The 14,573-nt window shown below is 25.2% G+C and carries 13 protein-coding genes; 10 read left to right on the top strand and 3 right to left on the bottom strand.

The features are described 5' to 3' along the window. Window positions 1–269 precede the first annotated feature (269 nt). The 4 genes from BUA77_RS04080 to truA are packed head-to-tail and all read left to right on the top strand — an operon-like array spanning window position 270 to window position 4,439. Window positions 270–1,601, top strand: coding sequence for a VCBS repeat-containing protein (locus BUA77_RS04080; protein ID WP_072887562.1), 1,332 nt, complete (start codon window positions 270–272; stop codon window positions 1,599–1,601). Window positions 1,602–1,616: 15 nt separating this feature from the next. Then, window positions 1,617–2,306 (top strand): response regulator transcription factor, encoded by a 690-nt coding sequence (locus BUA77_RS04075; protein WP_072887560.1) that lies wholly within the window; start codon window positions 1,617–1,619, stop codon window positions 2,304–2,306. 1 nt (window position 2,307) lies between these two features. After that, window positions 2,308–3,681 (top strand): sensor histidine kinase, encoded by a 1,374-nt coding sequence (locus BUA77_RS04070; RefSeq protein WP_084605485.1) that lies wholly within the window; start codon window positions 2,308–2,310, stop codon window positions 3,679–3,681. Window positions 3,682–3,701: 20 nt separating this feature from the next. Further along, window positions 3,702–4,439: a tRNA pseudouridine(38-40) synthase TruA gene (truA, locus tag BUA77_RS04065; RefSeq protein WP_072887556.1), complete on the top strand. Its 738-nt coding sequence runs from the start codon at window positions 3,702–3,704 to the stop codon at window positions 4,437–4,439. Between the two features lie 86 nt (window positions 4,440–4,525). Here truA and BUA77_RS04060 read toward each other — a convergent pair whose 3' ends face one another. Further along, the gene (locus BUA77_RS04060; RefSeq protein ID WP_159428944.1) at window positions 4,526–4,906 is read right to left on the bottom strand and encodes a DUF4363 family protein; all 381 of its coding nucleotides are present in this window, start codon (window positions 4,904–4,906) and stop codon (window positions 4,526–4,528) included. Between the two features lie 13 nt (window positions 4,907–4,919). Next, complete coding sequence (locus tag BUA77_RS04055) at window positions 4,920–5,597, bottom strand: YetF domain-containing protein (RefSeq protein WP_072887552.1); 678 nt, start codon at window positions 5,595–5,597, stop codon at window positions 4,920–4,922. Window positions 5,598–5,724: 127 nt separating this feature from the next. Between BUA77_RS04055 and BUA77_RS13725 the strand changes: the two genes are divergently transcribed. From BUA77_RS13725 to hfq, 6 genes are all read left to right on the top strand, one after another. Further along, window positions 5,725–5,901 (top strand): hypothetical protein, encoded by a 177-nt coding sequence (locus BUA77_RS13725; protein ID WP_159428943.1) that lies wholly within the window; start codon window positions 5,725–5,727, stop codon window positions 5,899–5,901. Between the two features lie 117 nt (window positions 5,902–6,018). Then, the gene (gene miaB / locus BUA77_RS04050; protein ID WP_072887549.1) at window positions 6,019–7,452 is read left to right on the top strand and encodes a tRNA (N6-isopentenyl adenosine(37)-C2)-methylthiotransferase MiaB; all 1,434 of its coding nucleotides are present in this window, start codon (window positions 6,019–6,021) and stop codon (window positions 7,450–7,452) included. A 47-nt stretch (window positions 7,453–7,499) separates the two neighbouring features. Then, a complete protein-coding gene (gene mutS, locus BUA77_RS04045) occupies window positions 7,500–10,166 on the top strand; it encodes a DNA mismatch repair protein MutS (RefSeq protein WP_084605483.1) in 2,667 nt (888 codons plus the stop codon). Then, window positions 10,163–12,055 (top strand): DNA mismatch repair endonuclease MutL, encoded by a 1,893-nt coding sequence (gene mutL, locus BUA77_RS04040; RefSeq protein ID WP_084605481.1) that lies wholly within the window; start codon window positions 10,163–10,165, stop codon window positions 12,053–12,055. Before mutS ends, mutL begins: the two co-directional genes overlap by 4 nt. 13 nt (window positions 12,056–12,068) lie before the next feature. Beyond that, on the top strand, window positions 12,069–13,013 hold the full coding sequence (gene miaA / locus BUA77_RS04035; protein ID WP_072887545.1) for a tRNA (adenosine(37)-N6)-dimethylallyltransferase MiaA: 945 nt from the start codon (window positions 12,069–12,071) through the stop codon (window positions 13,011–13,013). Between the two features lie 63 nt (window positions 13,014–13,076). Beyond that, window positions 13,077–13,325, top strand: a complete 249-nt coding sequence (hfq, locus tag BUA77_RS04030; RefSeq protein WP_072887543.1) for an RNA chaperone Hfq — start codon at window positions 13,077–13,079, stop codon at window positions 13,323–13,325. 173 nt (window positions 13,326–13,498) lie between these two features. Here the strand turns inward: hfq and BUA77_RS04025 are convergent, their stop codons facing one another. Continuing rightward, window positions 13,499–14,530 (bottom strand): tyrosine-type recombinase/integrase, encoded by a 1,032-nt coding sequence (locus BUA77_RS04025; RefSeq protein WP_278280553.1) that lies wholly within the window; start codon window positions 14,528–14,530, stop codon window positions 13,499–13,501. Window positions 14,531–14,573 lie beyond the last annotated feature (43 nt).

Raw genomic sequence — 14,573 nt, 5'->3', positions numbered from 1 at the left:
AGCTGATACCACATCATGGATAGACTGAACGAAGGAATTTAGGGACATTGATCCTGTGAGACATGGGAGGGTACGTCGCCATGAAATTAGTGGATTAATTCCAGTAATATTTTGGTAAAAACACTGATTTTCTGGAGTTATACATTTTTATATCCATAAAATTGAATATGTTGAAGTTATATCCAAAAATTATATCTATCAATTTATGAAATTGTAAGAAATAGAGAGTATTTAAGAGAAAATAAAAGTATATAGAGGGAGGATATAGAGTGAATAAAATACTTAAATTTTCAGTCTTGTTTATGTCAATAACTTTTGTATTAACAGGATGTTATAAACTTTCAACACCTGAACAATTAATAGAAAAACCTAAAAGTAAAGTTGAAAAAGAAATAATAAAAGAATCAATTGAAAAGTTTTTACCTCAGGGATCTAACCTTACCATTCCTCTTGATTGTAAAGAAGCGGGAGCCATAAATAAAGTTGATATTGATGGAGATAACCAAGATGAAATTGTAGCATTTTATGAAGAGCAAGAGAAAAACTTTGAAATAGGATTTATTATATTGAAGAAAATCAACAATAGTTGGAAAATGATAGATTTAGTAAAAGGAGAAGGATTTGATATAAGCTATGCAAGTTTTTATGATTTAAACAAAGATGGAAAAAGTGAAATAATAGTAAGTTGGGATTATGGAGATTATGCTAAAATTAAATCTATATATACTATGAAACAAAGCAAAATAAAAAGAATTTTTAATGGTAAGTATAGAGGAATAGAAATTGATGATCTTAACAATGATGGCAAACTAGATATTTTTCTTTTCAGTTATGACTCTAAAAGACTAGTTATTACTTTAAGTGTATACAACTATGTTATAGATAAATTAAAATTTATTGATAAAATAAATATTCAAGCAAATTATGAAATAGGATATTCTAATATCAAGGTAGGTAAGGCATCTGAAAATAAGAAAGGAATATTTATTGATATTCCATTAGGCTCACATAGTGCATATACGCAACTTATATTTTTAGAAAATAATAAGCTTAAAAATGCTTTTAAAGACTCTATTTCCAAAACATATCAAATATATCCAGTTGGAAGTAATGACATAGACAGTGATAAAGTAATAGAAATAGGAGTTTTAACTCAACCTATAGGATACGAAGAAGAAGCTTTGGTAAATATACCATGGCTTAATACCTGGTATAAATGGGATGAAAAAGAAGGCTTACGTTTTGTTGTTGAAAACTATTATGATTATGATGAAGGTTATAGATTTGATTTGCCACAAAACTGGAAAGATAAGTTTACCCTAAAAGAATATAATATTAATAATCAAAAAAGAGTAGTTTTTTATAGCTTAGAAAAAAGTAAAAATATAAAAAATGAAATATTAACCATAGAGTATTTTGAGAAAAATAACTGGAAAAAAGAAGAGAAAAAACTAAATGAACAAAATAAAAAGTTTATATATTTAGGTGAAAATAAAAAGACAGTTTTTGTTGCATTCTTAAATAATAAATATCTAGATAGAAATAAAGATTTTTATGTAGATAGAGAAAATATACACAAAAATTTTAAATTGTTATATTAAACTTGAGGTGATTACATGAGTTTTAAGGTATTAGTTTTAGAGGATGAAATTGGAATAAGAAGCTTTGTTAGTATTAATCTAAAAAGAGGAGGGTATGAGGTTATTGAAGCACCTACGGGAGAAGAAGCTATAGAAAAAGTTAAAACAAACAAAATAGATATTGCCTTATTAGATGTTATGCTTCCTGGTATAAGTGGAATCCAGGTATGTGAATTTATAAGAGAAAATTATGATAACATTGGAATTATAATGCTAACAGCTAAAGGACAAGAAAATGATAAGATAATTGGTTTAAATTCTGGTGCTGATGATTATATAGTTAAGCCTTTTAGTCCAAAAGAACTATTAGCAAGAATTAACGCTCTTTTAAGAAGACTAAAAAAGGACAATTCTCAAAATCAATTAATAATATGTGATCCTTTTACTTTAGACTTAAGTCAGAGAAAATTATTTAAAGAAGATAGAGAAATAGAAATAACACCAACTGAATTTTCTATAATAAAATATTTAATTAAAAATGAGGGAAAATCTATAAGTAGAGATGAACTTTTAGATGCAATATGGGGGAAAAATTATATTGGAGATTTGAAAATTGTAGATGTTAATATTAGGAGAATTAGAAGTAAGATAGAAGAAAATCCATCAAAACCTAAGTATCTTCAAACAGTATGGGGATATGGCTATTGTTTAAGAAAGGAAGATTAGTTTGAATAGCATAAAAAAGAAAATACTTTTAAATTCGTGTATAATAATTTTTATGACTGTTTTCGTTCTAGAAGCTTTTTTTATTTTCTATGTAAGAAATTATTACTATAATTCAGTTGAATATTATCTATTAAATAAAGCTAATTTATCTTCTGATTTTTATAATAAATATATGGCCTATGCTCCATTTGAAAATAAAATAAGACATATTTATAAGAATCTTATTTTAAAAGATGAAAAAACAAAGATACAAGTTATTGATAATAATAAAAGGGTATTAGTTGATTCATATGGTTTCTATACAAAAGAAAAAATAGACACTTTAGATGTTAAGGAAGCCCTTAAAGGAAACCTATATGTATTTAAAGGTACACAAGGAGAACAAGGTGAAAGTATAATGGCTATTTCTATACCTCTTAAATTTAATGAAAAAACAGAAGGAATATTAAGGTATAGTGTATCTACTGAAAAGATAAAGAAATCACTTATTAGTATAGAAATAATTGTTTTTATTGCTGGATTAGCAGTTCTTACTTTTGTTCTAATTTTTAGTTTAGTTCTTGGTAAAAGTATAGTTGATCCCATAACTGAACTTAAAAATGCTGCAACAGAATTGGCCAGTGGTAACTACAAAGCAAGACCAAAAAAACTATCAAATGATGAAATTGGTGAACTTGCCAAAACATTTAGCTATATGGCTGAAGAAATTGAAAAAAGTGAACAAATAAAAAATGAATTTATATCATCTATATCTCACGAATTGAGAACTCCTCTCACATCTATAAAAGGTTGGAGTGAAACACTTTCTTACGGAGGTGATGAAGAAGAAGTTAAAATTGGGCTTAAAATAATACAAGACGAAACAGATAGACTTATCAAATTAGTAGAAGAGTTACTTGATTTTTCGAAAATACAAGGTGGAAACATTCATATCAATATTGAAAATGTTAATATAAAAAGTCTTTTAGAAAACATAGTAAATCAATTTAAATTAAGAGCTAATGAAAAAAATATAAATCTTTCATTAAAAATTATAAATGATATAAAAGAAATCAAAGGAGACAGTGATCGATTGAAACAAGTTTTCATAAACTTAATTGAAAATTCTTTGAAATTTACAAAAACAAATGGATACATACATGTTAAAGTTTTTCAAAGTGAAAATCATGTATTTATAGAAGTTGAAGATAATGGAGAAGGAATAGAAAAGCAAAATATTAAAAAAGTTATGAAAAAGTTCTATCAAGAAGACCCTAATAAATCAGGAAGCGGATTAGGACTTTCCATATCTTACGAAATAATAAAACTTCATGGAGGAGATATGAATATAGAAAGCGAAAAAGGAAAAGGAACTAAAGTTAAAATAAAACTTTAAACAGAAAGGATGTAATAAAAATGAGAAATATTAAGTTGACTATTCAATATGATGGGTCAAGGTATAGTGGATGGCAAAGGCTTGGACATACTGATATGACAATACAATCTAAAATAGAGAATGTACTTTCAAAAATGACAAGTGAAAAAATAGAGATAATAGGCTCTGGAAGAACAGATGTAGGAGTTCATGCTTTAGGACAAGTAGCAAATTTTAAAACTAACTCAAAAATGACTACTTCAGAAATGATAGAATATTTATACAAATATCTTCCACAAGATATAGTAGTTACAAATATTGAAGAAGTTGAAGAAAGGTTTCATTCAAGATATAATGCTTCTTCAAAAAAGTATATATATAAAATATATAATGATATATATCACAATCCTTTTCTTAGAAAATATACAACACATATATCTGAAAAGTTAGATATAGACGCTATGAAAAAAGCTTCTTTATTTATTATTGGAGAACATGATTTTACAAGTTTTAGATCCTCAAAATCTAAAAAGAAATCCAATATAAGGACTATCTATTCAATAGATATAATAGAAAAAGGTAATTTGATAGAAATAATAGTTCATGGAAATGGATTTTTGTATAATATGGTAAGAATTATAGTTGGAACTCTTTTAGAGGTAGGACTTGGAAATATGAAACCAGAAAATGTTAATTATATTTTATTGAGTAAAGATAGAAAATTGGCAGGTCCAACAGCTCCAGCTAAAGGATTATATTTGCTAGAAGTAGAGTATTAAAATTATGTATTGTTTAAGAAATGCATAATTAGATTTTATAAAGATTGATGGTTAATAGACACTATCCTTAAAATGATAGTGTCTATTTAAAATATATTTGTTAATTTAAAACTCTCTTTTTCTATAATAATACGAAATACTTCTTTCAAAATAGTTATTTCATTAAGAGTTAAATCTAGATTTTTTAACTCCATATATGTGTTTATTTTTTCTATGATTAAATTTATACTTTCAACTTCTTGATGATCTATTAGCAAATCCCAAGTATTTTTTATTCTTTTCCATTTTTTTTTCATTCTTAAAAATTCATCATAAGAATCTTCCCAATTACTATTTTTAATATTTTTACTTATTTTATCTAAAGAATATATAAAATCTGAAGAATAATCTTCAATATGTTTGTATGTAAAAAACCATGCTCCTATTATAAGAATAACTAATATAACTACAGGAATAATAGTTTTCATAAGAATTACTCCTTTAACTTTTATCTTTTTTTTGTACAAATATATTTTTAGTTTCATCTATATAAGAAAAAAGTACTTCTTTAGGGTCATTAATCCCTTGTTTTTTAAGCTCTTCTTGAAGCCAAGAAATATTGAGACTTATTTTTTTGAGATTATCGTAATTTATATTTCCATCAATAATAAGAGATACAGGTAGACCTTCATAAGGAGGATTTGCTTTCACATCTTCTACAGTTACAGGTCTTTTATTTGATTTTGGTATTATGCTTAAATCTCCGTTGGTTTCAAGTATTGCATACTCAATATCTTGAATAACTGGATAATCTTTAATTCTTAATTGTTCAATCAAATCATTCATGTTAATTCTAAGACGTCTAAGCTCTTTTTCATTAATTATTCCTTTATTTATTAATAGGCTTGGTTTTCCACATATAATTTTTCTAGCCTTTTCGCTTTTTAAATTCACATAAGAAATAATTATTTGAGCAAATAATATTGTAATTATAGCAACAATTCCATTGATTAAAGGTAGTCGAATGTCTTCCATTGGAAGTGCAGCAAGCTCAGCTATCATTAATGTAACCACTAATTCAAAAGGTTGCATTTCAGATAACTCACCTTTGCCCATAATTCTTACGCTAATTAGTACAAATGTATATAATATTAAAGTTCTTATTAATATAGTAATCATTTCGAATATCTCCTCGAAATATATATTTTGATAATTAAATTTTCTCCATATAATCTTTTTTTATTCTAAATTGCTATTTAAAAATAGTAGAATATATAAACTAAATATTTTTATTGAGGTGATATTAATGAGTAAAATTAATTTTACTTTACAAATTATAAATACGGCTTGTTCAATATGCTTATTATGGGGAGTATTATATATTTTATTTATGATATCTAATATATCTAAAAAAGTTGAGAAAATAGAAAAAAACATAAATAAAGCTAAAGAAAAAGAGAATATAAAATCAAAATTCAAGTAAGAAATGTAATTAAATTGAGAATAAATTTTAATATCTTCTTTTTTTAAAATAATTTTGGTATAATAAACTTTGAATCTAAAAAATAGATAGACAAAAGACGATTAAGGAGGAATTACGTTGGGTAAAAGAAAGCAAATACATGTTCCTATAGAGAAAATAAGAGAACAGGATAAATATATAGAAATGATAAAATGTCAAAATGATAGATATTTTGAAATGACTGGAAAGAGAAAAAAACATCTCACTGTAACCTATGGTTGTCAAATGAATGAGCATGACTCTGAAAAATTAGATGCTATGCTTTCGAAAATGGGTTATGAAAAAGCAAAGGATGCTGAAGAAGCAGACCTTATAATATATAATACTTGTGCAGTAAGAGAAAATGCTGAACTTAAAGTATATGGTAACTTAGGGCATCTAAAAACTATAAAACAAAAAAATCCAAATCTTATAATAGCGGTATGTGGTTGTATGATGCAACAACCTCATGTTGTAGAAGAAATAAAGAAAAAATACAATCATGTTAATTTAGTATTTGGAACACATAATTTATATAAATTTGGAGAACTTCTTTATGAATCTTTACAATCTGGTGAAATACTAATTGATGTTTGGGATGTAGATGGAGAAGTTGTAGAAGGACTAGAAAGTAATAGAAAGTATGAATTAAAAGCATTTGTTAATGTAGCGTATGGATGTAATAATTTTTGTACTTATTGTATAGTACCATATACAAGAGGAAGAGAAAGAAGTAGAAAACCAGAAGATATAATAAATGAAGTTAAAGATCTTGCTAAAAATGGCACTAAAGAAATAACTCTTCTTGGTCAAAATGTAAATTCTTATGGAAATACTTTTGATACAGATTATTCATTTTCAGACCTTTTAAGAGATTTAGATAAAATAGAAGGCATAGAAAGAATAAGATTTATGACTTCTCATCCTAAAGATTTATCTGATGATCTTATATATGCAATGAGAGATTGTAAAAAAGTATGTGAGTTTTTACATCTTCCTGTACAAGCTGGAAGTACTAAAGTTTTAAAAAAAATGAACAGAAAATATACTAAAGAAAGTTATCTTGATTTAGTAGAAAAAATAAAAAAAGAAATACCAGATATAGCTTTATCTACTGATATAATGATTGGTTTCCCAGGAGAAACTGAAGAAGACTTTTTAGATACATTAGATGTAGTTCAAAAAGTTAGATATGATTCTGCATTTACTTTTATATATTCTATAAGAAAAGGTACTCCTGCTGCTAAAATGGAAAATCAAATACCAGACGATATAAAACACGATAGATTTAATAGACTATTAGAGGTTGTAAATACTATAAGTAAAGAAAAGAATATGAGGTATAAAGATAAAGTAGTAGAAGTTTTAGTTGAAGGAGAAAGTAAAACAGATAGTACTAAACTTACAGGAAGAACAAGACAAAATAAACTAGTTAACTTTGAAGGAAGTAAGGATTTAATAGGAAAGCTTGTAGATGTAAAAATAACAGAAGTTAAAACTTTCTCCTTAAACGGAATAGTTGTTAATAAATAGCACTCAAATTTTGAGTGCTATTCTTCTAAAGATTGGGGGTTTTTAAAATGAAAAAATTAACACCAATGATGAAACAGTATTTCGAAATCAAAAAAAATTATGAAGATAGTATATTGTTTTTTAGGCTTGGTGATTTTTATGAAATGTTTTTTGAAGATGCAATTGTTGCATCAAGAGTTTTAGAAATTGCTTTAACTGGAAAAAATTGTGGTCTTGAAGAAAGAGCTCCAATGTGTGGAGTTCCATATCATTCTTCTAACTCCTATATTTCTAAGTTGATTGAAAATGGATATAAGGTTGCAATATGTGAACAAGTTGAAGATGCCTCAGCTTCAAAAGGGCTTGTAAAAAGAGACGTAGTAAGAATAATAAGTCCTGGAACTGTAATGGAAGAAAATTTACTTGATAATAAGAAAAATAATTATTTAATGTCGATTTATGTTGATAATAATAAAGTAGGTATTTCTTATGTAGATATAACAACAGGAGATTTTTATGCAACAAGTATAGAAGAAAACAATTTAGTGGAAGAAATAGCTAAAATTCAACCTAAAGAAATAATTTATAATGACAATAGTTTAAGTGAAAAGTTAGAAAAAATATCAATTTTAAATAATATATTTTTGAACAAAGAATCTAATTATTACTATTCTTTAGATGAAGATATATTATATAAATACTTTTCAAAAGAATATATTGAAAATTTAAGACTATCAGATATTTTAGAAGTTAAATATAGTTTAATAGGGCTTTTAAATTATATATTCAATACTCAAAAACAAATAACATCTAATTTAAATAATATAAGTATGTATAACTCCAAAGATTATATGTCTATTGATATGTTTACAAGAGTAAACTTAGAGCTTACTGAAACTTTGAGAAGTAAGCAAAAAAAAGGATCGCTTTTATATGTATTAGATAAAACTAATACTGCCATGGGGGGAAGGCTTCTTAGAAAATGGATTGAACAACCTTTAATAAATAAAGAAAAAATAGAAGAAAGACTTAATTTAATTGAAGAAATAAAAGATAATTTTACTCTTAGAGAAGATATATGTGAAGAACTAAAGAATATCTATGATATAGAAAGGCTTTGTGGAAAACTTGCATTTGAAAAAATAAATCCAAAAGAAATGGTTAGTTTAAAAGAATCTATAGAAAAAATACCTAATATAAAAAATATACTACTAAATTCTGACACAAAATATATAAAAAATTTAATAAATGGATTAGATGAATTAAAAGACATTTATTTACTAATAGATAATTCACTATTAGAAGAACCGTCTATTACATTAAAAGATGGAAATATAATTAAATCTAGTTTTGATGAAAGAATAAAAACTTTGAGAGAGTTATCTACAAATGGAACTTATTTAATAAAAAATATAGAAAATAGAGAAAAAGAAAGAACAGGTATTAAATCTTTAAAAATTGGATTTAATAAAGTCTTTGGATATTATATAGAAATAACAAAAGCAAATTTAAAACAATTTGAAATTCCAAATAATTATATAAGAAAACAAACATTAAGTAATGCGGAAAGATTTATAACTGATGAACTAAAAGAAATTGAAGAAAAAATATTAAATGCAGAAGAAAAAATTAAAGACTTAGAATATGAATTATTTGTAGATATTAGAAATAAAGTATATAAGAATATAGATAGAATTCAAAAAGTTGCAAAGACAATAGCTTATATAGATGTTTTAACTTCTCTTGCAAAAGTTGCATATGAAAATAATTATTGTAAGCCTAGTATAAATACATCTGGTGAACTTAATATAATTGATGGAAGACATCCTGTTGTTGAAAGTATAATAGGAGAAGAAAATTTTGTTCCAAATGATATTAAGCTTAATACAGGGGATTTTAAAATAGGAATAATAACAGGACCTAATATGGCAGGGAAATCTACTTATATGAGACAAGTTTCATTAATTAGTTTACTTGCACATATTGGATCCTTTGTTCCAGCTGAAAGTGCAGATATTCCTATAGTTGATAGAATATTTACAAGAGTTGGAGCTAGTGACGATTTATCACAAGGTCAAAGTACATTTATGGTTGAAATGACAGAAGTATCTCATATATTAAAAAATGCAACTAAAAATAGTTTAGTAATATTAGATGAAATAGGTAGAGGTACTAGTACTTTTGATGGATTAAGTCTTGCATGGGCTATTGTTGAATATATAAATGAAAAAATAGGCTGTAAAACTTTATTTGCAACTCACTATCATGAGCTTACTGAGCTTGAAGATAAATTTAAAGGAATTAAGAATTATTGTGTTGCTGTTGAAGAAAGAGGAGAAGATATTATATTTCTTAGAAAAATAATAAGAGGTGGAGCTGATCAAAGTTATGGAATACATGTAGCAAAACTTGCAGATTTACCTTTTGAAGTTATAAAGAGAGCAAATGAAATTCTAAAAGATTTAGAAAAAAATGACATAGTTAATAAAAACATTTGCTCTGAAGCTGCTATAACTTATCAATCTTCGAGCAATGAAAATAAAGAACTAAAACAAGAACTTGTAAAAGAAAAAAATGATTTAGATGAACAACTTTCTTTTTCGAATATTGAAAAAGAAAGTATATTAAAAGAAATTAAATTATTAAATATTATAAATATGACTCCTATTGAAGCTATGAATGCACTTTATAATATTCAAAATAAAGTAAAGTCAATTGGAGATGATGTACTTTGATTAAAAAAATAAATTTATTAGATGAATATACAATAAATAAAATTGCTGCAGGAGAGGTTGTTGAAAGACCTTCTTCTGTAGTAAAAGAACTTGTTGAAAATTCTATAGATGCAGGTTCTACTAAAATAACTATTGAGATACAAGATGGCGGAAAAAAATTCATGAGAATTACTGATAACGGCCATGGCATTCCTTCAGACCAAGTAGAAAAATCATTTTTAAGACATGCTACTAGCAAAATTTTAAAAATAGATGATCTATATTCATTAAATTCTTTAGGATTTAGAGGAGAAGCTTTAGCTAGTATTGCATCTGTATCTAAAATTGATTTAATAACTAGAACCGGTGATGAAAAAATAGGAACAAAACTTTCTTTGGAAGGAGGAAATATAATAAGTAAAGAACCTGTAGGAAGTGCAGTAGGTACTACTATTATAGTTAAAGACTTGTTCTTTAATACTCCTGCTAGAAAAAAGTTTCTTAAGTCTACAAACTCTGAAACAATAAGTATAACTGATGTAGTAAATAAACTTGCTATTGGAAATTATAATATCCAATTCAAATATATTAACAATAACAAAATTATGTTAACTACACCTGGAGATAATAATCTTCAAAATACTATAAGAAGTATATATGGAAAAGACATATATAATAATTTAATTCCTTTATCTATAAGGTCAAAAAATTTAAATCTTGATGGGTTTATAGGAAATAACAGTATATATAGAAATAATAAAACCCTTCAACATGTATATGTAAATGGAAGATATGTAAAAAGTAAATTAATATTAGGTGCTATATATGAAGCTTATAAAGGTATATTACCTATTAACAAACATGCTATATGTTTTTTAAGTTTAAAAATAGATCCTAAAAAAATAGATGTAAATATACACCCTACTAAACTTGAGATCAAATTTGAAGAGGATCAAAAACTATTTAACTATATTAAAGATGAAATTAATAAAGCTCTTTTAAGTTCTACTTTAATACCTAAATATGAAAGAACGTATTCAAGCTTAGAAAATAAAACTATAACAAGCAATATAATAAATGCAGATAATTTATTAAAAGATTTTAATATTGATGAAATAGGAAAAATTAATAATGAAAACTCTAAAATCACTGAAGAACAAATAAAAATAGATACTGTTAAAGAAAATGTTGAAACATATAAATCAACTGATTATATAAATAGATATGATACTAAAGGTATCTATAAAAAACGTATATTTGATAATGAAATCTCAAATAAAGATAGTGTTAGTAATATAAAAGAAAAAAATATAGAGGAAAAAGAAGTCAATAAAAAAATTCCTGATTTTAATATTATAGGAACATTATTTAATACGTATATAATTTGCCAAGAACGAGATTCTTTGTTTTTAATTGATCAACATGCAGCTCATGAAAGAATACTTTATGAAAAATACATGGAGAAATTTTATAATGAGACTATATCAAGTCAAATTCTTTTAGAGCCTATAATATTAGAATTATCAAATAAAGATATGTTAATTATAGAAGATAAATTATATATATTTAAAAAATTTGGTTTTGAAGTTGAATTGTTTGGTAATAATTCTATTGTAATAAGATCGGTTCCAAATATATTTGGAGTTCCTGAATCTGAAAAATTCATATTAGATATAATAGACAATATAGATGAATTATTTAGCAATTATGCTCTAAAAAAAGAAAGAATAGCATCTATAGCTTGTAAAAGTGCTATTAAGGCTCATAATAGTATAAAAGATATAGAAATTAATATACTTATAGCTGATTTAAAAAAATGTAATAATCCTTTTACTTGTCCTCATGGAAGACCTATAATTGTTGAAATGAAAAAATACGAAATAGAAAAAATGTTTAAAAGGATTATTTAGAAAGGGGAGAGATATGAGCAAAATACCTTTAATAATTATAGCGGGTCCTACTGCTGTTGGTAAAACTGACCTATCAATAGAAATAGCTAAAAGCCTTAATACTGATATAATTTCAGCAGATTCAATGCAAATATACAAATACATGGATATAGGAACTGCTAAAATTACAGAAGATGAAATGCAGGGTGTAAAACATTATTTGATTGATGAAGTTACTCCTGATACTGAATTTTCAGTAGCAGAGTTTCAAAGTAGAGCAAAGAAATATATAAATGAAATATATTCAAAAGGAAAAATCCCTTTAATAGCAGGGGGAACAGGTCTTTATATAAATTCTTTAATTTATGAAATGGATTTTACAGATTCTAAATCAAATTATGATTTAAGAGAGAAACTTCAAAAAGAAGCTGATGAATATGGAGTAAAACACCTTCATGAAAAGCTAAAAGAATTAGATTCTGATAGTGCATCAAGAATACATCCTAATAATGTGAAACGGGTTATACGAGCTCTTGAAGTTTGTTTAGACAGTAATGATAAAATAGGAGATTTTAAGAGAGATTTAAAATTAAATGAAAACTATCACCCAATATTTATTGTACTTAATAGAGATAGAAATATACTCTATGAAAGAATAAATAAAAGAGTAGACATTATGATAAGTTCAGGTCTTGTAGAAGAAGTAAAAAAACTTATGAATATGGGATACACGGAAGATATGACTTCTATGAAAGCTATTGGATATAAAGAAATAATAAAACATTTAAATGGAAAATATTCTTTAGATGAAGCTATATATATCATAAAAAGAGATAGTAGAAGATATGCAAAAAGACAGATAACTTGGTTTAAAAGATATGATATTGCTAAATGGTTTGATTTAGATGAATATAAAAACCTAAATGAAATAAAGTCATCAATTTTATCTTTTATAGAAGGAAATTTAAAAAGTTTATAGAATACTATATTTATAGAATATAGAACACTGAAATAAGACACAAAAGATATAGGAGGGGTACTTGTGAAAAACAATGCATTAAACCTACAAGATTTATTTTTAAATCAAGCAAGAAGAGAAAAAATAGGTATAACAATATTTTTGATGAATGGAGTTCAATTAAAAGGTCTGGTAAAAGGCTTTGATAGTTATATAATAATTCTTGAAAATGAAGGGAAGCAACAAATGATTTATAAACATGCTGTATCTACTATAATACCAAGTAAAAATATAAACTTAATTAATAACAACAACCAAGGTTCTAATAGATAATTAAGGAGTGCTATGCACTCCTTTTTATAATGAATAGGAAATTATAATCCTTTTGAATTGTGTATAAATATAAATTCCGTTATGAGTTTTAAGCAACGGAATTCGTTAGAATTCGTTGGCGTCATGAAATTTTAAAAAAGTCTACATTTAAAATCTTTAGAATAAAGACTTTTTTATATTACATTTTTTAAATCTAAATTATATTCTCTTAATGTATCTTTTAAATCTTCTATTTTTATATGTGTATATATTTGAGTTGTAGATATAGATGAATGACCTAAAAGTTCTTGAACCTTTCTTATGTCTGCACCATTTTTTATTAAGTGAGTAGCGAATGTATGTCTTAATTTATGAGGGGTTATATCTTTATTTATATTAATATTTTGAGAATATTTTTTCACAAGCATTTGAATTCCTCTAGTGGTTATTCTAAATTTTTTACTTGATATAAATAAAGCATTTGTTGATATATCTATTTTTGCTCTTTCATTATAATAATCATATAAATATTTTAAACTTCCTTCAAATAGTTCTTCTTTAAGTAATGGTATTTTTCTTTCTTTGTTTCCTTTTCCTATTATAGATAAAACTTCATGTTTTATAGCATAGTCTATATCTTCTAAATTAATACTAACAATTTCAGAGACTCTAAGTCCGCTATAAAGCATTAGAGAAAATATGCTCAAATCTCTAAGTTTATAAAACTTATTAGTTTTTTTGTTTTTTATATAATTAAAAAGTTCTTTTATCTCCTCTTTTTCTAGATAAACAGGAGTTATTTTTTTATTTTTAACTTTACTTTTAATTACTTCTTCTTTTCTTATTGGATTTTGTCTTTCTAAAATTATTCCCTGCTCTATTAAATATTTGAAGAATATATTAAGAACCATTTTTTTTCTCATAATAGATTTATGTGAATTCTTTTTTTCAGTTTCTAAATATGTATAAAAACGGGTAAGGTTTATAGGGCGAATATCGGCAAGATATTCAATGCCATTATAGTTTAACACTATATAATCAAAAAACGTCTTTAAATCGAAATAATAGGCTTCTATAGTGTTTATAGATTTTTGAGCAGAAATTAAGGCATCAATAAATACCTCAAGTCCTTCCTTAAACTCCATTGGATAGTTTTTAAAGTTACAAGGAAATAACTTTCTTCTAAGCTTTAAATTACTTACTAAATTTTCTATAGTATATTTCATAATATCTCCCCTTTATTTACTTAATAACTTCGCATAAGATATG

Origin of the sequence: Tepidibacter formicigenes DSM 15518 (assembly GCF_900142235.1) — a bacterium.
In the GTDB taxonomy this organism is placed as follows: Bacteria; Bacillota; Clostridia; order Peptostreptococcales; family Peptostreptococcaceae; genus Tepidibacter; species Tepidibacter formicigenes.
The sequence above is the reverse complement of the archived record's forward strand: the minus strand, read 5'-3'. Positions and strand labels throughout refer to the sequence as shown.